This window comes from Streptomyces sp. NPDC050743 (assembly GCF_044456925.1).
Lineage (GTDB): Bacteria > Actinomycetota > Actinomycetes > Streptomycetales > Streptomycetaceae > Streptomyces.
The window spans coordinates 222,492-243,403 of sequence record NZ_JBITGJ010000006.1; the positions used below are offsets into that span (position 1 = coordinate 222,492).

Annotated in this window: 20 protein-coding genes; all 20 read left to right on the top strand. The window is 69.1% G+C overall.

What is annotated here, in order from left to right:
• Window positions 1-238: 238 nt before the first annotated feature.
• The 20 genes from rho to ACIBJF_RS10130 all read left to right on the top strand — a co-directional run bounded on the left by rho (window position 239) and on the right by ACIBJF_RS10130 (window position 20,912).
• Window positions 239-2,203, top strand: a complete 1,965-nt coding sequence (rho, locus tag ACIBJF_RS10035; protein WP_399173204.1) for a transcription termination factor Rho — start codon at window positions 239-241, stop codon at window positions 2,201-2,203.
• 130 nt (window positions 2,204-2,333) lie between these two features.
• Entirely contained in the window at window positions 2,334-4,211 is a 1,878-nt protein-coding gene (locus ACIBJF_RS10040; RefSeq protein WP_399173205.1) for a trypsin-like serine protease, read from the top strand.
• A gap of 196 nt (window positions 4,212-4,407) precedes the next feature.
• The gene (locus ACIBJF_RS10045; RefSeq protein WP_399173206.1) at window positions 4,408-5,520 is read left to right on the top strand and encodes an LCP family protein; all 1,113 of its coding nucleotides are present in this window, start codon (window positions 4,408-4,410) and stop codon (window positions 5,518-5,520) included.
• A gap of 225 nt (window positions 5,521-5,745) precedes the next feature.
• Window positions 5,746-5,967 (top strand): 50S ribosomal protein L31, encoded by a 222-nt coding sequence (gene rpmE / locus ACIBJF_RS10050; RefSeq protein ID WP_030740744.1) that lies wholly within the window; start codon window positions 5,746-5,748, stop codon window positions 5,965-5,967.
• 105 nt (window positions 5,968-6,072) lie between these two features.
• On the top strand, window positions 6,073-7,140 hold the full coding sequence (gene prfA, locus ACIBJF_RS10055) for a peptide chain release factor 1 (RefSeq protein WP_399173207.1): 1,068 nt from the start codon (window positions 6,073-6,075) through the stop codon (window positions 7,138-7,140).
• Window positions 7,141-7,183: 43 nt separating this feature from the next.
• Window positions 7,184-8,029 carry a peptide chain release factor N(5)-glutamine methyltransferase gene (gene prmC, locus ACIBJF_RS10060; protein ID WP_351799915.1) on the top strand — a complete coding sequence of 282 codons (846 nt, stop codon included), beginning with the start codon at window positions 7,184-7,186 and terminating at the stop codon, window positions 8,027-8,029.
• 61 nt (window positions 8,030-8,090) lie between these two features.
• Complete coding sequence (locus tag ACIBJF_RS10065) at window positions 8,091-8,738, top strand: L-threonylcarbamoyladenylate synthase (RefSeq protein ID WP_399173208.1); 648 nt, start codon at window positions 8,091-8,093, stop codon at window positions 8,736-8,738.
• Window positions 8,735-9,412 carry a protein-tyrosine-phosphatase gene (locus tag ACIBJF_RS10070; RefSeq protein WP_399173209.1) on the top strand — a complete coding sequence of 226 codons (678 nt, stop codon included), beginning with the start codon at window positions 8,735-8,737 and terminating at the stop codon, window positions 9,410-9,412. Before ACIBJF_RS10065 ends, ACIBJF_RS10070 begins: the two co-directional genes overlap by 4 nt.
• A 90-nt stretch (window positions 9,413-9,502) precedes the next feature.
• Window positions 9,503-10,741 (top strand): serine hydroxymethyltransferase, encoded by a 1,239-nt coding sequence (gene glyA, locus ACIBJF_RS10075; protein WP_351799924.1) that lies wholly within the window; start codon window positions 9,503-9,505, stop codon window positions 10,739-10,741.
• 150 nt (window positions 10,742-10,891) lie between these two features.
• Complete coding sequence (locus ACIBJF_RS10080; RefSeq protein WP_399173210.1) at window positions 10,892-12,202, top strand: MraY family glycosyltransferase; 1,311 nt, start codon at window positions 10,892-10,894, stop codon at window positions 12,200-12,202.
• Between the two features lie 302 nt (window positions 12,203-12,504).
• Window positions 12,505-12,942: a hypothetical protein gene (locus ACIBJF_RS10085; protein WP_351799930.1), complete on the top strand. Its 438-nt coding sequence runs from the start codon at window positions 12,505-12,507 to the stop codon at window positions 12,940-12,942.
• 273 nt (window positions 12,943-13,215) lie between these two features.
• Complete coding sequence (gene atpB, locus ACIBJF_RS10090) at window positions 13,216-13,986, top strand: F0F1 ATP synthase subunit A (protein ID WP_399173246.1); 771 nt, start codon at window positions 13,216-13,218, stop codon at window positions 13,984-13,986.
• 74 nt (window positions 13,987-14,060) lie between these two features.
• Window positions 14,061-14,306 (top strand): ATP synthase F0 subunit C, encoded by a 246-nt coding sequence (gene atpE, locus ACIBJF_RS10095; RefSeq protein ID WP_351799933.1) that lies wholly within the window; start codon window positions 14,061-14,063, stop codon window positions 14,304-14,306.
• Between the two features lie 39 nt (window positions 14,307-14,345).
• Window positions 14,346-14,897: a F0F1 ATP synthase subunit B gene (locus ACIBJF_RS10100; RefSeq protein ID WP_399173211.1), complete on the top strand. Its 552-nt coding sequence runs from the start codon at window positions 14,346-14,348 to the stop codon at window positions 14,895-14,897.
• Entirely contained in the window at window positions 14,894-15,709 is an 816-nt protein-coding gene (locus tag ACIBJF_RS10105) for a F0F1 ATP synthase subunit delta (RefSeq protein WP_399173212.1), read from the top strand. Before ACIBJF_RS10100 ends, ACIBJF_RS10105 begins: the two co-directional genes overlap by 4 nt.
• A 149-nt stretch (window positions 15,710-15,858) precedes the next feature.
• A complete protein-coding gene (gene atpA / locus ACIBJF_RS10110; RefSeq protein WP_399173213.1) occupies window positions 15,859-17,451 on the top strand; it encodes a F0F1 ATP synthase subunit alpha in 1,593 nt (530 codons plus the stop codon).
• A gap of 21 nt (window positions 17,452-17,472) precedes the next feature.
• Window positions 17,473-18,390 carry a F0F1 ATP synthase subunit gamma gene (locus ACIBJF_RS10115; protein WP_399173214.1) on the top strand — a complete coding sequence of 306 codons (918 nt, stop codon included), beginning with the start codon at window positions 17,473-17,475 and terminating at the stop codon, window positions 18,388-18,390.
• Window positions 18,391-19,827, top strand: coding sequence for a F0F1 ATP synthase subunit beta (atpD, locus tag ACIBJF_RS10120; RefSeq protein WP_399173215.1), 1,437 nt, complete (start codon window positions 18,391-18,393; stop codon window positions 19,825-19,827).
• 112 nt (window positions 19,828-19,939) lie between these two features.
• Window positions 19,940-20,314: a F0F1 ATP synthase subunit epsilon gene (locus ACIBJF_RS10125; RefSeq protein ID WP_399173216.1), complete on the top strand. Its 375-nt coding sequence runs from the start codon at window positions 19,940-19,942 to the stop codon at window positions 20,312-20,314.
• A gap of 151 nt (window positions 20,315-20,465) precedes the next feature.
• Window positions 20,466-20,912 (top strand): DUF2550 domain-containing protein, encoded by a 447-nt coding sequence (locus ACIBJF_RS10130; protein WP_330337788.1) that lies wholly within the window; start codon window positions 20,466-20,468, stop codon window positions 20,910-20,912.

A 20,912-nucleotide genomic window follows, 5' to 3' on the forward strand; every position in this document is an offset into this window, starting at 1 on the left:
GGGCAGTACGTCGTATGCGGGCACTGAGCGGGCCGCCGGGCACGCTCCGGAATAGGCGCTACCACGCCACGTGACACTGGGTGCCACGGCTCGCGGAAGCGCCATCACCGCACATTTCCTCCGCCGCTTTGGCGGACCACCGCCCCGGCACGGTTCACGGAAGACAGAACCGTAGCCGGACAGCACAACCGGTCGCCGAGCCAGACAGGCCGACGTCCGCTCCAGGGAAGGACCCTTCGTGAGCGACACCACCGATCTGATGGGCGCACGTGTCGAGGAGACCGCTGCCGCGCCCGCCACGGACGCCTCCGCGCCTGCCACTGGTGCCGGCTCCCGGCGGCGCCGCGGTACCGGCCTCGAGGGCATGGTGCTGGCAGAGCTGCAGCAGGTCGCCTCGGGCCTCGGCATCAGGGGCACCGCGCGGATGCGCAAGAGCCAGCTGATCGAGGTCATCAAGGAGGCGCAGGCCGCCGGGGGTGCCGCCCCCAAGGCCGAGACCGCCACCGAGACCAAGCCGAAGCGCCGTGCCACCTCCAAGGCCCGTACCGGCGAGGACGCCGAGAAGAAGGCGGAGGCCAAGACCGAGGCCCCCGCCGAGAAGGCCGTGGCCCAGCAGCAGATCGAGATCCCCGGCCAGCCCGCCAGCGACGACGCGCCGACCGAGCGCCGTCGCCGCCGCGCCACCGCCGAGGCCGGCACCCCCGCCCCGAGCAGCGCCGAGACCGTCGCCGCCGAGGCCAAGGCCGAGCCCAAGGCCGAGACGCCCGCCCAGCAGCCGCAGGGCGACGCCGGTGACGGCGAGGGCCGTGGCCGCCGCGACCGCCGTGAGCGCGGCCGTGACCGCGACCGCGACCGTGACCGCGGCGACCGCCGCGGCAAGGGCGACGACCAGCAGGGCGGCCAGCAGCGTCAGCCGCAGGGCCAGCAGCAGGGCGGCCGCCAGGACCGTCAGCAGGACGACGACGACTTCGAGGGCGGCCGCCGGGGCCGTCGCGGCCGTTACCGCGACCGCCGTGGCCGTCGCGGCCGCGACGAGATCGCCGAGCCGCAGCTCGCCGAGGACGACGTCCTGATCCCCGTCGCGGGCATCCTGGACATCCTCGACAACTACGCCTTCATCCGGACCTCCGGCTACCTGCCGGGCCCGAACGACGTGTACGTCTCCCTCGCTCAGGTCCGCAAGAACGGCCTGCGCAAGGGTGACCACATCACCGGTGCGGTCCGTCAGCCGAAGGAGGGCGAGCGCCGCGAGAAGTTCAACGCGCTGGTCCGCCTCGACTCCGTCAACGGCATGGCGCCCGAACACGGCCGTGGCCGCCCGGAGTTCAACAAGCTGACCCCGCTCTACCCGCAGGACCGGCTCCGCCTGGAGACGGACCCGGGTGTGCTCACCACCCGCATCATCGACCTGGTCTCGCCGATCGGTAAGGGCCAGCGCGGTCTGATCGTGGCCCCGCCGAAGACCGGTAAGACCATGATCATGCAGGCGATCGCCAACGCGATCACGCACAACAACCCCGAGTGCCACCTGATGGTCGTCCTCGTCGACGAGCGTCCGGAAGAGGTCACCGACATGCAGCGGTCGGTCAAGGGCGAGGTCATCTCCTCGACCTTCGACCGCCCGGCCGAGGACCACACCACGGTCGCCGAGCTCGCCATCGAGCGCGCCAAGCGCCTGGTGGAGCTGGGCCACGACGTCGTCGTGCTGCTCGACTCGATCACGCGTCTGGGCCGTGCGTACAACCTGGCGGCTCCGGCCTCCGGCCGCATCCTGTCCGGTGGTGTCGACTCGACCGCGCTGTACCCGCCGAAGCGGTTCTTCGGTGCGGCGCGGAACATCGAGGACGGCGGTTCGCTGACCATCCTCGCCACCGCCCTGGTGGACACCGGGTCCCGCATGGACGAGGTGATCTTCGAGGAGTTCAAGGGCACGGGCAACATGGAGCTGAAGCTCGACCGCAAGCTCGCGGACAAGCGGATCTTCCCGGCCGTGGACGTGGACGCCTCCGGTACCCGTAAGGAAGAGATCCTGCTCGGGGCCGAGGAGCTGGGCATCGTCTGGAAGCTGCGTCGCGTGCTGCACGCACTCGACCAGCAGCAGGCCATCGAGCTGCTGCTGGACAAGATGAAGCAGACCAAGTCGAACGTCGAGTTCCTGATGCAGATTCAGAAGACGACGCCGACGCCCGGGAACGGCGACTAGCAGGTAGAGACTGGGTAAGAAAGAGGGCCGCCCCCCGTCAATCGGTGACGGGGGGCGGCCCTTTGGCGCTGAGAGGTACGGGTGCGCATCACGCGCCTCTTCTGACTCATCGCTTCATGGGGGGACTCTTTTGTCCACACCTCTGCCCCGCACCGGTCGGCACAGACGCCGCATACGCATCGGCCTGCCCGTCGCCGCCGCCGGTGTCGCCGCGGCCGTCGCCGCCGCCCTGCTGACCACCTCCGCGGGCGCCAGCACCGCCTCGGCCGCGCCGACCGTCAAGCCGGCCACCAGCTCCGCGTCGCTCACCGAGCTCACGCACCGCGTCGCGGGTGCGCTCGCCACCGACAAGGACTTCAAGAAGGCCTCGAAGACCAAGGACACGACGGGCGGCGGCACGGCGTCCGGATCCTCTTCGTCGCCCTCGGCCACGACGTCCGGCACCGGCACCGTCAGCCCGATGATCATCGGCGGTACCACCACGACCATCTCCTCGGCCCCATGGATGGCCCAGCTCTGGTACTACGACGACAAGGGCACCAGCAGCACCGGCGACGACGTCAGCTTCTTCTGTGGCGGTGCCGTGGTCGCGCCGACGAAGATCCTCACCGCCGCGCACTGCGTCAAGGGCTACGACTGGCACGCCAACGGCGCCATCCTCACCGGCACCGACCAGCTGCCCACCACCGACTCCTCCGGCAACACCGACCTGCACGGCGGCACGGTCTCCGGCGTCTGGCGGCAGTGGAACCACCCGTCGTACACCGCGGGGACGACGAACACCCAGCCGCCCGCCAACAACGACATCGCCGTACTGACCCTGCCGACGCCGATCAAGGCGACGCCGATCCGCATGACGACGTCCGGCGACACGACCTCGTACAAGGCCGGCACCAGCGCCAAGGTCTACGGCTGGGGCCGTACCAGCTCCACCAACAACGACATCTCGCAGACGCTGAAGACGGCCACGCTGCCGATCCAGTCCGACAGCACCTGCACGTCCGCCTACGGCAGCTCCGTGTTCGTCGCGGGCCACATGGTCTGCGTCGGCAACCCCGCGACCGGCAGCGACAGCGGCACCACCACCACCTGCAACGGTGACTCCGGCGGCCCGCTGATCGTGAACAACCAGATCGTGGGCGTGGTCTCCTGGGGTGTCACGAACTGCGTCGCGAAGGGGGCCTACGCCGTCTTCACGAAGGTCAGCACCTACGTCGGCGCCGCCTACCCGCGCATCGACGACACCAACCTCAGCGGCGACCACAAGGCCGACCTGTTCGTGCGCGAGCACTCCACGAACACCGGCTACGAGAAGGACTCCAAGGGCACCTCGTTCGCGTCCCGTGTCTCCTGGGGCAGCTTCTCCGGCTACAACACGATCCTGCAGACGGACCTGGACCGGGACGGCTACCAGGACTTCGTGCTGCGCCGCAGCAGCGACGGGGCGGTCTTCTGGCTGCACTACATCCCGGCCACCCAGAGCTGGAGCACGAAGGAGATCTTCAGCAACTGGTCCACCCGGAAGTTCACCGTCGCCCCCGGCGACGTCACCGGCGACTACCTGCCCGACCTGCTCTCGGTCGACTCCTCCGGCATCCTGTGGATCTACCCGGGCAAGGGCGACGGCTCCTTCTCCGCCCGCGTCGAGGTCGGCACCGGCTGGGGCCAGTACAACTCCCTGCGCGGCCACGGCGACTTCGACGGCGACGGCAAGGCCGACCTGATCGCCCGCCAGAGCGGCACCAACGACGTGTACCTGTACCGGGGCACGGGCAAGTCCGGCACGGGCGCCTTCGCCTCCCGGATCAAGGTGCGCAGCGGCTGGACCGGCTACAACGCCTTCGACGCGGTCGGCGACGTGACCGGTGACGGCAAGGCCGACTTCCTGGCCCGCACCTCCGGCGGCACGCTCTACCTGTACCCGGGCACCGGCAAGGCGACCAGCGAGATCTTTGCCACAAGAATCTCGGTTGGCACCGGTTTCCAGGCATACGACCTCTGGGGCTGAAACCACAGGTGAGCGAGGCTCACCGCCCGAAATCCGATGACGCACAGTGCCCATCGCCGTACGCGATGGGCACTGTGCGTCGTGCAACCCTGGCCCGAGTTTCTCCGTCTGCCCTTACGGAGTGACGATGGAGCGGTACCGGCCGCGCCTGACCCTGAAAGCAGGGGGTAACCGAACGACGAGACCTAGGAGCGATGTGTCCGCCGAGAGCACGCCGGAGCCCGTCATACCCACGCCGGGTGAGCCCGGCCCCCGCAGTGGCAAGCGCCGCCGCCGCAAGGCCCTGCGCGTCGCGGCGTGGACGGCCGCCGGTGTGGTCGTGCTGGCGGGGACGGGCGCGGGGTACGTGTACTTCAAGCTCAACGGCAACATCAAGAGCCTCGACATCAACCAGGCGCTCGGCAACGACCGGCCCTCGAAGATCGACAACGGCTCCGAGAACATCCTGGTCCTCGGCTCGGACACCCGCTCCGGCTCCAACAAGAAGCTCGGCGGCGGCACCGACGACGGCAGCGCACGCTCCGACACGGCGATGATCGTCCACGTCTTCGAGGGCCACAAGAAGGCCGCCGTGGTCTCCGTCCCCCGGGACACCCTGATCGACCGCCCGGCCTGCACCGACACCAAGGGCACCCGGCATCCGGCCGCGAACGGCGTGATGTTCAACGAGGCCTACTCCACCGGCGGCGCGGCCTGTGCGGTCAAGACCGTCGAGTCCCTCACCGGCATCCGCATGGACCACTACCTGGAGGTCGACTTCGCCGGCTTCCGGAAGCTCATCGACGACCTCGGCGGCGTTTCGGTCACCACGGCGAAGAGCATCGACGACCCGCAGAGCCACCTGAACCTTCCGGCCGGCACCCACACCCTCGACGGCCGGCAGGCCCTCGGCCTGGTCCGCACCCGGCACGGCGTGGGCGACGGCTCCGACCTGGGCCGCATCCAGCTCCAGCAGGCCTTCGTCAAGGCCCTGCTCAACCAGGTCAAGCACGTCGGCGTCTTCAGCAACCCGAAGAAGCTCTACGACCTCGCCGACACCGCCACCAAGACGGTCACCACCGACTCCGACCTCGGTTCGGTCAACTCCCTGATCGACTTCGCGGACGGCCTCAAGGGCATCGGCCCCCGGCACATGGCCATGATCACCATGCCGGTCCACTACGACCCGTCGAACCCCAACCGCGTGCTCATGGACAAGCGGAAGGCCCAGCTGGTGTGGGACGCCCTGAGGAACGACCGCCCGATCCCGAAGGCGGCCACCACGGGCACGGCCACCGGTGAAGCGAAGGGCGTGGTGAGCGCCCCTTGAGGGGCGCGGGGAACTGCGCGAGCACCCACCACGCACCCGCACCCACGAACGGCGAACGCCACGCACCCCCGTAGGCGACCACCACCTACCCGCGGGGAATAGACGACAGCCACCCCCGGTTTTGGGGGATGGCCCCAGTCCTGGCAGACTGGTACGTCGGCTCCGGTTCACGCTCCCGCACCCCGCGGCGGCGACCCGGCGCCCTCCCGAAACCTAGGAGACACCTTGAAGCGCGACATCCACCCCGCGTACGTCGAGACGCAGGTCAGCTGCACCTGTGGCGCGTCGTTCACCACCCGCAGCACCATCGAGTCCGGCACCATCCGGGCCGAGGTCTGCTCCGAGTGCCACCCGTTCTACACGGGCAAGCAGAAGATCCTCGACACCGGTGGCCGTGTGGCCCGCTTCGAGGCCCGCTTCGGCAAGGCCGCCGGCTCCAAGAAGTAGCGAGCCCCATTTCGCCGGTCCACGGTCACGCCCTCGCGGGGGTGTGCCCGGGACCGGCGTTTTTGGTCGCCCGCCCTTCCCTTCACCGCAGTACAGGAGCCCAAGATGTTCGAGGCCGTCGACGAACTCGTCGCCGAGCACGCCGATCTGGAGAAGAAGCTCGTCGACCCGTCGGTCCACGCCGACCAGGCGAACGCGCGCAAGCTGAACAAGCGCTACGCCGAGCTGACCCCGATCGTCGCCACGTACCGCTCCTGGAAGCAGGCCGGCGACGACATCGAGACCGCGCGCGAGCTCGCGGCCGACGACCCCGACTTCGCCGCCGAGGTCAAGGACCTGGAGAAGCAGCGCGAGGAGCTCACCGAGAAGCTTCGCTTCCTGCTGATCCCGCGGGACCCGAGTGACGACAAGGACGTCATCCTGGAGATCAAGGCGGGCGCGGGCGGCGACGAGTCGGCCCTCTTCGCCGGCGACCTGCTGCGCATGTACCTGCGCTACGCCGAGCGCGTCGGCTGGAAGACCGAGATCATCGACGCCACCGAGTCCGAGCTGGGCGGCTACAAGGACGTCCAGGTCGCTGTGAAGGCCCGCGGGCAGCTCGAACCCGGCCAGGGCGTGTGGGCCCGGCTGAAGTACGAGGGCGGTGTGCACCGCGTGCAGCGCGTGCCGGCGACCGAGTCGCAGGGCCGTATCCACACCTCCGCCGCCGGCGTCCTCGTCACCCCGGAGGCCGAGGAGGTGGACGTGGAGATCAACCCCAACGACCTCCGCATCGACGTCTACCGGTCCTCCGGCCCGGGCGGACAGTCGGTCAACACCACCGACTCCGCGGTGCGCATCACGCACCTGCCGACCGGCGTCGTCGCCTCCTGCCAGAACGAGAAGAGCCAGCTGCAGAACAAGGAGCAGGCGCTGCGTATCCTGCGCTCCAGGCTGCTCGCCATGGCGCAGGAGGAGGCCGAGCGGGAGGCCGCCGACGCCCGCCGCAGCCAGGTCCGCACGGTCGACCGCTCCGAGAAGATCCGCACGTACAACTTCCCGGAGAACCGCATCTCGGACCACCGCGTCGGCTTCAAGGCGTACAACCTGGACCAGGTCCTGGACGGCGACCTCGACGCGGTCATCCAGGCCTGCGTCGACGCCGACTCGGCGGCGAAGCTGGCAGCCGCGTAAGACGCGTACGAGCACCAGTACGAGCACGACACGGAGGACTCGCGTGAACCTGCTGCTCGCCGAGGTGGCCCAGGCCACCCAGCGGCTGGCCGACGCCGGCGTGCCCTCGCCGCGCACCGACGCGGAGGAGCTGGCCGCGTTCGTGCACGGCGTGAAGCGCGGCGCACTGCACTCCGTGAAGGACTCGGACTTCGACGCCCGGTACTGGGAGGTCATCGCCCGGCGTGAGCAGCGCGAGCCGCTGCAGCACATCACCGGGCGGGCCTACTTCCGCTATCTGGAGCTCCAGGTCGGGCCGGGCGTCTTCGTGCCCCGGCCCGAGACGGAGTCCGTGGTCGGCTGGGCCATAGACGCCGTACGCGCGATGGACGTCGTCGAGCCGTGCATCGTTGACCTGTGCACCGGCTCCGGCGCCATCGCGCTCGCCCTCGCCCAGGAGGTCCCGCGCTCGCGCGTGCACGCCGTGGAGCTGTCCGAGGACGCCCTGGTGTGGACGCGGAAGAACGTCGCGGGCTCCAGGGTCGACCTGCGCCAGGGCGACGCCCTGACGGCCTTCCCCGACCTCGACGGGCAGGTCGACCTGGTGATCTCCAACCCGCCGTACATCCCGCTCACCGAGTGGGAGTACGTGGCCCCCGAGGCCCGCGACTACGACCCCGAGATGGCCCTGTTCTCCGGCGAGGACGGCCTCGACCTGATCCGGGGCATCGAACGCACCGCGCACCGCCTGCTGCGTCCCGGCGGGGTCGTCGTGATCGAGCACGCCGACACCCAGGGCGGCCAGGTGCCGTGGATCTTCACCGAGGAGCGGGGCTGGGCCGACGCGGCCGACCACCCCGACCTCAACAAGCGCCCCCGGTTCGCGACCGCCCGCAAGGCGTTGCCGTGAGCACCCCGACGACAGTGATTTCCGAAGTCCCGCATGACATGTACGAGGAGGCCCGCTAGACATGGCACGGCGATACGACACCAACGACGCGACCGACCGCGTGACGGGTCTGCGTGAAGCCGCGTCCGCGGTCCGCCGGGGCGAACTGGTGGTGCTTCCGACCGACACCGTGTACGGCATCGGCGCCGACGCGTTCTCCTCGGAGGCGGTCGCCGACCTGCTCGCCGCCAAGGGCCGGGGCCGCAACATGCCCACCCCCGTCCTCATCGGCTCCCCGAACACGCTGCACGGCCTCGTCACGGACTTCTCCGAGCTGGCCTGGGAGCTGGTCGACGCCTTCTGGCCGGGCGCCCTGACGCTCATCGCCAAGCACCAGCCGTCCCTGCAGTGGGACCTCGGCGACACCCGGGGCACGGTGGCCGTCCGCATGCCCCTGCACCCCGTCGCCATCGAGCTGCTCACCGAGGTCGGCCCCATGGCCGTGTCCTCCGCCAACCTCACCGGCCACCCGGCGCCGGAGGACTGCGACGCCGCGCAGGAGATGCTCGGCGACTCCGTCTCCGTCTACCTCGACGGCGGCCCCACCCCGGGCAACGTGCCGTCGTCCATCGTGGACGTCAGCGGCCCGGTGCCGCTGCTGCTGCGCGAGGGCGCGCTCTCCCCGGAGGAGCTGCGCAAGGTCGTACCCGACCTCGAGGTGGCGAATTGACGGCCCCTGAAGCGGGGCGTGGCATAGGCATCGGAGAGCGTGTCGCGGAGCAGACGACGACGTTCGGGTTTCCGCGCGACACCTTCCGCATCCTCCATGTCAGCACCGGCAACGTGTGCCGCTCGCCCATCACCGAGCGGCTGACCCGCCATTTCGTGGCGGAGCGGCTCGGCGTGCTCGGCGGCGGGCTGATCGTGGAGAGCGCGGGCACCTGGGGGCACGAGGGCGCGCCGATGGAGGCCAACGCGGAGGCCGTGCTGGCCGAGTTCGGCGCGGACGCCTCCGGCTTCTTCGGCCGGGAGCTGCTGGACGAGCACGTCATCAGGGCCGACCTCGTGCTCACCGCCACCCGCGACCACCGCGCCCAGGTCATCTCCATGGGCCATTCGGCGGGGCTGCGCACCTTCACCCTGAAGGAGTTCACCCGGCTGGTCCGGGCGATAGATCCGGCCACCCTGCCGCCCCTGGACGACGGCGTGGTCATGCGCGCCCGCTCCCTGGTGCGTGCCGCGGCCGCTCTACGCGGGTGGCTGCTGGCGCCCACGGCCGAGGCGGACGAGGTCCACGACCCGTACGGGGCGCCGCTGACGTTCTTCCGGTCGATCGGGGACGAGATACACCAGGCACTGGATCCGGTGGTGACGGCGCTGACCGGGGTACCGGCGCGAACCTGAGCACCTCGTAAAGAGCCGCAATACCGGGCATATCGCACATCCCCGGCCTACATTGGTCGTACGTCACCGTCGACCGCCCGGGAGCCCGCCATGTCGGTCACCCCTACCCTCGAGACCGATGTCCTGCGGCGGCAGGACCCGGCGATGGCCGAGATCCTGCTCGCGGAACTGGCGCGGCAGTCCACGACCCTGCAGCTGATCGCCGCCGAGAACTTCTGTTCGCCGGCCGTGCTCGCCGCCCTCGGCTCGGCGCTCGCCAACAAGTACGCCGAGGGCTACCCCGGCGCCCGGCACCACGGCGGCTGCGAGATCGTCGACCTCGCCGAACGCGCCGCCATCGACCGGGCCAAGGAGCTGTTCGGCGCCGAGCACGCCAACGTCCAGTCCCACTCCGGCTCCTCGGCCGTGCTGGCCGCCTACGCCGCCCTGCTGCGCCCCGGCGACACCGTCCTCGCCCTCGGACTGCACTACGGCGGCCATCTCACCCACGGCTCGCCCGCGAACTTCTCCGGCCGCTGGTTCGACTTCGTCGGGTACGGGGTGGACGCGGAGACCGGGCTCATCGACCACGACCAGGTGCGTCACCTGGCCCGGGGCCACCGCCCCAAGGCGATCGTGTGCGGCTCGATCGCCTACCCACGCCACGTCGACTATGCCTTCTTCCGTGAGATCGCCGACGAGGTCGGGGCCTATCTGATCGCCGACGCCGCGCACCCGATCGGGCTGGTCGCCGGCGGCGCGGCGCCGAACCCGGTGCCGTACGCCGACATCGTGTGCGCGACCACCCACAAGGTGCTGCGGGGTCCGCGCGGCGGGATGATCCTGTGCGGGAGCGAGCTGGCCGAGCGGGTCGACCGGGCGGTGTTCCCGTTCACCCAGGGCGGCGCCCAGATGCACACGATCGCCGCGAAGGCCGTCGCGTTCGGCGAGGCGGCAACACCGGCCTTCGCCGTGTACGCCCATCAGGTGGTCGCCAACGCGCGCGTTCTCGCCGGTCACCTGGCCGCCGAGGGCCTCACCGTCACCACCGGCGGCACGGACACCCATCTGATCACCGCCGACCCGGCCCCGCTCGGGGTGGACGGCCGCACCGCGCGCGGCCGGCTCGCCGCCGCCGGGATCGTGCTGGACTGCTGCGCGCTGCCGCACGGCGACGGCCGGGGCCTGCGGCTGGGCACGGCGGCGGTGACCACGCAGGGCATGGGGGAGCCGGAGATGGTGCGGATCGCGGCGCTCATGGCGGCCGTGCTGCGCGGCGAGACCGAGCCGGCGGCGGCACGGGAGGAGGTGCGGGTTCTCACAGGTGCGTTTCCGCCGTATCCCGTCTGAACGGGGGTAGACGAAGCCACGTACACCCCGATGTGCGCCGTGGTCCACAGCCGGACGTGCAACCATCGTGGCTACCCGGAAGTCCCCATCCATATACGTCCATCGCTAGGGTGTGGGCTGTGATGGCCAGCGAGACCCGTGGGGAAGCCTGTGCGTGAATACCTGCTGACGCTCTGCATCACGGCCGCGGTGACGTATCTGCTGACAGGGCCGGTACGGAAGTTCGCGATCGTGGCCGGGGCGATGCCGGAGATCCGGGCGCGTGACGTGCACCGGGAGCCCACTCCGCGCCTCGGCGGTATCGCCATGTTCTTCGGCCTGTGCGCGGGCCTGCTGGTCGCGGACCATCTGACCAACCTCAACGAGGTCTTCGCGAAGTCGAACGAGCCGCGGGCCCTGCTCTCCGGGGCGGCCCTGATCTGGCTGATCGGCGTCCTGGACGACAAGTTCGAGATCGACGCGCTGATCAAGCTGGGCGGCCAGATGATCGCCGCGGGCGTGATGGTCGTGCAGGGTCTCACCATCCTGTGGCTGCCGATCCCCGGCGTCGGCAATGTGGCGCTCACCCAGTGGCAGGGCACGCTGCTGACCGTGGCGCTCGTCGTCATCACGATCAACGCGGTGAACTTCGTGGACGGCCTGGACGGCCTCGCGGCCGGCATGGTGTGCATCGCGGCGGCGGCGTTCTTCCTGTACGCCTACCGCGTCTGGGTGTCGTACGGCATCGAGGCCGCCGCCCCCGCCACGCTGTTCGCGGCGATCCTGATGGGCATGTGCCTGGGCTTCCTGCCGCACAACATGCATCCCGCGCGGATCTTCATGGGCGACTCCGGCTCGATGCTGATCGGCCTGGTGCTGGCGGCCGGCGCGATCTCCATCACCGGCCAGCTCGACCCGGACGCGCTGAACCTGTACGCGGGTTCGGAGAAGGCGGCGGTGCACCAGACGGTGCCGGTCTACATCCCGCTGCTGCTGCCGCTGACGATCATCGCGGTGCCGGCGGCGGACCTGGTGCTCGCGATCGTCCGGCGCACCTGGCGCGGCCAGTCGCCGTTCGCCGCGGACCGCGGGCATCTGCACCACCGGCTGCTGGAGATCGGGCACTCGCACAGCCGGGCCGTACTGATCATGTACTTCTGGTCGGCCCTGATCGCCTTCGGCACGCTGGCGTACTCGGTCAACTCCGCCTCGATGTGGATCGTGCTGGGCGTGGTCTTCCTCAGCTCGGTGGGCCTGGTCCTGCTGCTGCTCCCGCGCTTCACGCCGCGGGTGCCGATGTGGGCACAGCGGTTCGTGCCGCCCCGCTACCGGCTGCGCAGCCGTGCGGCCGAGGCCGCTGTGGCAATGACGGCCGAGGAGGCGCAGGAGGCCGAGGAACGGACTCCTGTGCCCGCCGGGGTGTCGGGTGTCAACGGGGCGACCGCGATCGGCCCCCGTTCGCGTTTCCTCGATCGTCGGTAAGACGCCCAAGGTAAGAATCTGACTAGAGCATTGCCCGCTCATGGGGGAGCAAACTCCCGCGATACCAGACAAATGGGCCCGGTTTCTGCACAGACGCGCACTGTCACTCTCATGTGTGACAGCAAGCACACCCAGCAGGTAAAGACCTCATCAAATAGTTTGTGATACGGTTCACGAGAACCCGGGACAGAACCGAAGGACCGTAGTGAGCCGGTCCAATGGTGTGAGGTCTCGATCACTCAGCCCGGGACTACGCTCGTCCATGACGACACCCTGCCCCCTGTGAAAGCGGAGTTGCCGCCATGCCGTCCAAAGACGCCCGGAACCTTCTGCAGATTGCTGTGCCCACAGCGGCTGCAGGCGCGATCGCCATCGCCGTGAGCGCGGCGGTCGCGGGGGGCAAGGGCGCGCTCGGCGCGGCCGTCGGCACGGTGCTGGCCATCCTGTTCATGGGAATCGGCCTCTACGTGCTGCAGTGGACGGCAAAAACGCTCCCGCAGCTCTTCCAGGCGATGGGCCTCATGCTCTACATGGCCCAGCTGCTGCTCCTCCTGATTTTCGTCGCCGTCTTCAAGGGCACCTCTCTCTTCAATGGCAAGGCGTTCGCCGCGTCTTTGATCGTCGCGACCGTCGTGTGGATGGTCGCGCAGGCGCGCGCACACATGAAGGCCAAGATCTTCTACGTCGAGCCGGACTCCGAGAAGAGCGAGAAGCACGAGAAGACAGGGCCGAAGCCGTGAGGGGTAGGGGCGGGATAAAGGCCTGTGAGATCTCCTGCTATCGTCCGGTGCCAACTGCGGCATCGCGGGCGCGGGCATCTGAGCTGACGCCTGCTCGATCGCGAGGCTCGATGCCCCCCAGCCGCCCCCACATCCGTAACACCAGTCCGGTGCCGATCCGCGGCCGTGCGCCGCGCCGACACAACGAGGTTGCCGTACCCATGCGTCACGCCGAAGGAGCCCGCGGTGAGTGCTGACCAGACCCAGCTCGCCTTTGACTGGAGTTGTCGGATCCTGTCCGACAACGGGTGCGGTTTCCCGGCCCCGGGCCTCGAGTCCTTCCTGTTCAAGCCGCTCGTCACGGTCGGGGGCTTCGAGTTCAACAAGGTGATGCTGCTCGCGCTCGTCACCACCGTGCTCGTCGTCGCCTTCTTCTGGGCCGCGTTCGGCAAGGCCAAGCTCGTCCCCGGCAAGCTGCAGATGGTCGGTGAGGCCGGCTACGACTTCGTGCGCCGCGGCATCGTGTACGAGACGCTCGGTAAGCGTGAGGGCGAGAAGTACGTCCCGCTGATGGTCTCGCTCTTCTTCTTCGTCTGGATCATGAACCTCTGGTCCGTGATCCCGCTCGCCCAGTTCCCGGTCTCCTCGATCATCGCGTACCCGGCCGTGCTGGCCGCGGTCGTCTACGTGACGTGGATGGTGCTGACCTTCAAGAAGCACGGGTTCGTCGGCGGGTTCAAGAACCTCACCGGTTACGACAAGTCGCTCGGTGCGGTGCTGCCGCTGGTCGTGCTGATCGAGTTCTTCTCGAACATCCTCGTCCGGCCCTTCACCCACGCGGTCCGACTCTTCGCCAACATGTTCGCCGGTCACCTCCTGCTGGTGATGTTCACCGTCGCCAGCTGGTACCTGCTGAACAGCTACATGATCCCGGCGGCGGGCGTGTCCCTCGTCATGACCGTGATCATGACCATGTTCGAGCTCTTCGTCCAGGCCGTCCAGGCGTACGTCTTCGTCCTCCTGGCCTGCTCGTACGTTCAGGGTGCTCTGGCCGAGCACCACTGAGACCCGCCCCACCCCACCCCCAGACGTCCGGTGGCCAACCCCCACCGGTCCGAGAAAGAGAAGGAAGAACCGGCATGTCCGCTCTCCAGACCCTTGCCGCCACCGCTGGTGTTCACGGTTCCGTCGGCTCCATCGGCTACGGCCTCGCCGCCATCGGCCCCGGCATCGGCATCGGCATCATCTTCGGTAACGGCACCCAGGCCCTCGCCCGCCAGCCCGAGGCCGCCGGTCTGATCCGTGCCAACCAGATCCTGGGCTTCGCCTTCTGTGAGGCGCTCGCCCTCATCGGCATCGTTATGCCGTTCGTGTTCGGTAAGTAATCACTCCTTACCCAACACGAATCGACGAAAGGCACTGATGTGATCGCCAACCTGGTACAGCTGGCGGCTCCGGAGAAGGGCGGCAACCCGCTCGTTCCCGAAGCGCCCGAGCTGCTCGTCGGCACCATCGCCTTCGCCATCGTGTTCTTCTTCTTCTGGAAGAAGCTGCTTCCGAACATCAACAAGGTTCTGGAGGAGCGTCGCGCGGCGATCGAAGGCGGCATCGAAGAGGCCGACGCCATGAAGGTCGAGGCCCAGAGCGTCCTTGAGCAGTACAAGGCTCAGCTCGCCGAGGCCCGGCACGAGGCCGCGCGCCTGCGCCAGGAGGCGCAGGAGCAGGGTGCCGCGCTCATCGCCGAGATGCGGGCCGAGGGCCAGCGGCAGCGCGAGGAGATCGTCGCCGCAGGTCACACCCAGATCGAGGCCGACCGCAAGGCCGCCGCGCAGACGCTGCGTCAGGACGTCGGCAAGCTCGCCACCGAACTGGCCGGCAAGCTCGTCGGCGAGTCCCTCGAGGACCAAGCCCGCCAGAGCCGTGTGATCGACCGCTTCCTCGACGAGCTCGAGGAGAAGGCCGAGGCCACGCGATGAACGGAGCGAGCCGCGAGGCCCTGGCAGCCGCACGTGAGCGTCTCGACGCGCTGACGGACTCCACGTCCGTCGACGCCGCCGCGCTCGCCGACGAGCTGGCGGCCGTCACCGCGCTGCTCGACCGCGAGGCCGGCCTGCGCCGGGTCCTCACCGACCCGGCGCAGCCTGCGGAGGCCAAGGCGGAGCTGGTCCAGCGTCTGATCGGTGGCCAGGTCAGCGGGTCCGCCGCCGACCTGGTGGCCGGGATGGCGCGCACCCGCTGGTCGCAGCCCCGCGACCTGGTGGACGCGCTGGAGGAGCTGGCGAGCGTCGCCGACCTCACGGCGGCGGAGAAGACGGGCACTCTCGACGACGTCGAGGACGAGCTGTTCCGGTTCGCCCGGATCGTCTCCTCCAGCACCGAGCTGCGCGCCGCGCTGACCGACCGCGCCGCCGGCACGGCGGCCAAGACCGAGCTGCTGCACCGGCTGCTCGGCGGTCGGGCCAAGCCGGTCACCGAGCGTCTGGTGGTGCGCCTTGTGACCGCGCCGCGTGGACGTAGCCTGGAAGCGGGACTGGAGTCCCTGTCCAAGCTGGCCGCCGAGCGCCGGGACCGCATGGTCGCCGTCGTCACCTCGGCGGTGCCGCTGAGCGACGGCCAGAAGCAGCGCCTCGGCGCCGCCCTCGCCAAGCTCTACGGGCGCCGGATGCACCTCAACCTGGACGTGGACCCCGAGGTCATCGGCGGCATCCGGGTGCAGGTCGGTGACGAGGTCATCAACGGCTCCCTCGTGGACCGGCTGGATGACGCCGCCCGCCGCATGGCGAGCTAGCAGCAACTCGATATTCGAGACAACTCGACAGTTCGAGAAAAGCAGTACGTACTTACGGCCCTGGTTGGGCCGTGCAGAGGATTCCTGGGGGTCGCCCCCAGACCCCCCAAGTGAAACTTCGGGCCCAACAAGGAGAGCAGGGAACCCAGATGGCGGAGCTCACGATCCGGCCGGAGGAGATCCGGGACGCGCTGGAGAACTTTGTCCAGTCGTACAAGCCGGACGCGGCCTCGCGCGAGGAGGTCGGTACGGTCACCGTTGCCGGCGACGGCATCGCGAAGATCGAGGGTCTTCCCTCGGCCATGGCCAACGAACTGCTGAAGTTCGAGGACGGCACCCTCGGCCTCGCCCTCAACCTCGAGGAGCGCGAGATCGGTGCCATCGTCCTCGGTGAGTTCAGCGGCATCGAGGAGGGGCAGCCGGTCACCCGCACCGGCGAGGTTCTCTCCGTGGCGGTCGGTGAGGGCTACCTCGGCCGTGTCGTCGACCCGCTCGGCAACCCGATCGACGGCCTCGGCGAGATCGAGACCGACAGCCGCCGTGCCCTTGAGTTGCAGGCCCCCACGGTCATGCAGCGCAAGTCGGTGCACGAGCCGATGGAGACGGGCTACAAGGCCGTCGACGCGATGACCCCGATCGGCCGTGGTCAGCGTCAGCTGATCATCGGTGACCGCCAGACCGGCAAGACCGCCCTGGCCGTCGACACGATCATCAACCAGCGCGACAACTGGCGCTCGGGCGACCCGAAGAAGCAGGTCCGCTGCATCTACGTCGCCATCGGCCAGAAGGGCTCCACCATCGCCGGCGTGCGCCGCGCGCTGGAGGAGAACGGCGCGCTGGAGTACACGACCATCGTCGCCGCCCCGGCGTCCGACCCGGCCGGCTTCAAGTACCTGGCGCCGTACACCGGCTCGGCCATCGGCCAGCACTGGATGTACCAGGGCAAGCACGTCCTGATCATCTTCGACGACCTCTCGAAGCAGGCCGACGCCTACCGCGCCGTGTCCCTGCTGCTGCGCCGCCCGCCGGGCCGTGAGGCCTACCCGGGTGACGTCTTCTACCTGCACTCCCGGCTGCTGGAGCGCTGCGCCAAGCTCTCCGACGACATGGGTGCCGGTTCGATGACCGGTCTGCCGATCGTCGAGACCAAGGCCAACGACGTCTCGGCGTTCATCCCGACCAACGTCATCTCCATCACCGACGGCCAGTGCTTCCTGGAGTCGGACCTGTTCAACGCCGGTCAGCGTCCCGCGCTGAACGTCGGTATCTCCGTCTCCCGAGTCGGTGGTTCCGCGCAGCACAAGGCGATGCGCCAGGTCTCCGGCCGCCTCCGTGTCGACCTCGCCCAGTTCCGTGAGCTTGAGGCGTTCGCCGCCTTCGGTTCCGACCTGGACGCGGCCTCGAAGGCCCAGCTGGAGCGCGGTTCGCGCATGGTCGAGCTGCTGAAGCAGGACCAGTACCAGCCGATGGCCACCGAGGACCAGGTCGTCTCCGTCTGGGCCGGCACCAACGGCCGTATGGACGACGTCCCGGTCGCCGACATCCGCCGCTTCGAGAAGGAACTGATCGACTTCCTGCACCGGAAGCACCAGGGCCTGATGACCTCCATCAAGGAGGGCGCCAAGATGTCGGACGACACGATCCAGGCGATCGACGACGCGGTGGCCGAGTTCAAGAAGCAGTTCGAGACCTCGGACGGCAAGCTGCTCGGCGAGGACACTCCTGCCGCTGCCGCCAAGTGACGTAAGGAAGGGACCTGACTCATGGGAGCCCAGCTCCGGGTCTACAAGCGTCGCATCCGATCCGTCAGCGCGACCAAGAAGATCACCAAGGCGATGGAGATGATCGCCGCCTCGCGCGTCGTCAAGGCGCAGCGCAAGGTGGCGGCCTCCACGCCGTACGCGACCGAGCTGACGCGCGCGGTCACGGCGGTCGGCACCGGCTCGAACACCAAGCACCCGCTCACCACGGAGGCGGAGAACCCGACCCGTGCCGCGGTCCTGCTCCTCACGAGCGACCGCGGTCTGGCTGGCGCCTTCAACTCCAACGCCATCAAGACGGCGGAGCAGCTGACCGAGCGCCTGGAGCGCGAGGGCAAGCAGGTCGACACGTACATCGTCGGCCGGCGCGGTGTCGCCCACTACAACTTCCGTGAGCGCAAGGTCGCGGAGTCGTGGACGGGCTTCACGGACGAGCCGACGTACGCGGACGCCAAGAAGGTCGCGGCGCCCCTGATCGAGGCCATCGAGAAGGAGACGGCGGGCGGCGGTGTGGACGAACTCCACATCGTCTACACCGAGTTCGTCTCGATGATGACGCAGACGGCGCTGGACGCCCGGCTGCTGCCGCTGCGTCTCGAAGAGGTCGCCGAGGAGGCTCACCCCAAGGGGGAGATCCTCCCGCTGTACGACTTCGAGCCCTCGGCGGAGGACGTCCTCGACGCCCTGCTGCCGCGCTACGTGGAGAGCCGTATCTACAACGCGCTGCTTCAGTCGGCCGCTTCGAAGCACGCCGCCACGCGGCGTGCGATGAAGTCGGCCACCGACAACGCCGGTGAGCTCATCGAGAACCTCACCCGGCTTGCCAACGCGGCCCGCCAGGCCGAAATCACCCAGGAAATCAGCGAGATCGTCGGTGGCGCCAGCGCCTTGGCCGACGCGACCGCGGGGAGTGACCGATAAATGACCACCACTGTTGAGACCGCGACGGCTACGGGCCGCGTCGCCCGGGTCATCGGCCCGGTCGTCGACGTGGAGTTCCCCGTCGACGCGATGCCGGACATCTACCAGGCCCTGCAGGTCGAGGTGTCCGACCCGGCCAACGCCGGCGAGAAGAAGACGCTGACCCTCGAGGTCGCCCAGCACCTGGGTGACGGCCTGGTCCGCGCGATCTCCATGCAGCCGACCGACGGCCTGGTCCGCCAGGCCCCGGTCGTCGACACCGGCGCGCCGATCTCGGTGCCGGTCGGCGACTTCACCAAGGGCAAGGTGTTCAACACCCTCGGTGAGGTGCTGAACGTCGACGAGACCTACGACGGCGAGCGCTGGCCGATCCACCGCAAGGCCCCGAACTTCGACGAGCTCGAGTCCAAGACCGAGATGTTCGAGACGGGCGTCAAGGTCATCGACCTGCTCACCCCGTACGTCAAGGGCGGCAAGATCGGTCTGTTCGGCGGCGCCGGCGTCGGCAAGACGGTGCTCATCCAGGAGATGATCTACCGTGTCGCCAACAACCACGAGGGTGTCTCCGTGTTCGCCGGTGTCGGTGAGCGCACCCGTGAGGGCAACGACCTCATCGAGGAGATGACCGACTCGGGCGTCATCGACAAGACCGCGCTGGTCTTCGGTCAGATGGACGAGCCCCCGGGCACCCGTCTGCGCGTCGCGCTGGCCGGCCTGACCATGGCCGAGTACTTCCGTGACGTCCAGAAGCAGGACGTGCTGTTCTTCATCGACAACATCTTCCGCTTCACGCAGGCCGGTTCCGAGGTCTCCACGCTGCTCGGCCGTATGCCGTCCGCGGTGGGTTACCAGCCGAACCTGGCCGACGAGATGGGCATCCTGCAGGAGCGCATCACCTCGACCCGCGGTCACTCGATCACCTCGATGCAGGCGATCTACGTCCCCGCCGACGACCTGACCGACCCGGCCCCGGCGACCACCTTCGCCCACCTCGACGCGACGACGGTTCTGTCCCGTCCGATCTCCGAGAAGGGCATCTACCCGGCCGTGGACCCGCTGGACTCGACGTCCCGGATCCTGGACCCGCGCTACATCGCGCAGGACCACTACAGCGCGGCCATGCGCGTGAAGAACATCCTGCAGAAGTACAAGGACCTGCAGGACATCATCGCGATCCTCGGTATCGACGAGCTCGGCGAGGAGGACAAGCTCGTCGTCCACCGTGCCCGTCGCGTGGAGCGCTTCCTGTCCCAGAACACCCACGTCGCCAAGCAGTTCACCGGCGTGGACGGTTCGGACGTGCCGCTGGACGAGACGATCGCCGCGTTCAACGCGATCTGCGACGGCGAGTACGACCACTTCCCGGAGCAGGCGTTCTTCATGTGCGGTGGCCTGGAGGACCTCAAGGCCAACGCCAAGGAGCTGGGCGTCTCCTGAACTCCCTGAGTTCGTCCGAGGGGGCGGGTGCGTCCCGCCCCCTCATCCACGCCCACTAGAATTGACCCCAACACCCGGCACCCCTGCCGGGTGGTGACCCGAGGAGCCACCCTTGGCTGCTGAGCTGCACGTCGAGCTGGTCGCCGCCGACCGCCAGGTCTGGTCCGGCGAGGCCACCCTGGTCGTCGCGCGCACCACGTCCGGCGACATCGGCGTCATGCCCGGTCACCAGCCGCTGCTCGGTGTGCTGGAGTCGGGCCCGGTGACCATCCGTACGAGTGAAGGTGGAACGGTCGTCGCCGCGGTGCACGGCGGTTTCATCTCGTTCGCGGACAACAAGCTGTCCCTGCTGGCCGAGATCGCCGAGCTGTCGGACGAGATCGACGTCCAGCGCACGGAGCGGGATCTGGAGCGCGCGAAGGCGGAGGGCGACGCCGCCGCCGAGCGCCGCGCAGACGTCCGCCTGCGTGCGGCGGCGGCGCGCTGAGTCAAGCGCGCGGTATGACGTCACTCAGCCGCGGCCGGCCCGGAGCAATCCGGTGCCGGTCGCGGCTGAGGCAGATGTGGGTGTTTTTCCGGTTTCATTACCCAGTGACAGAAGTAGTTCCCCTACCTAGGAGACGAGGAGGTCGGTGCCGATGGTCCTCGCTCTGACTGTGTGCGGGATCGTGGTCGCGCTCGTGGTGGTGGGACTGTTCCTGTTCGGGCTGCGCCGCCGGCTCATCCAGCGCTCCGGCGGCACCTTCGACTGTTCCCTGCGCTGGGACGTGGCCGAGAAACCGGACGCGGGCGGCAAGGGCTGGTCCTACGGCGTCGCCCGCTACAACGGCGACCGCATCGAGTGGTACCGCGTCTTCTCCTACGCCTTCCGCCCCCGCCGCACCCTGGAGCGCGCGCAGATCGAGGTGGCCGGCCGCCGGCTGCCCGAGGGCGAGGAGGAACTGGCGCTGCTCTCCGACGCGGTGGTCCTCGCCTGTACCCATCGGGGCACGCGCCTCGAACTCGCCATGAGCGAAGACGCGCTGACCGGATTCCTCGCGTGGCTGGAGGCAGCCCCGCCCGGTCAGCGCGTCAACGTCGCTTAA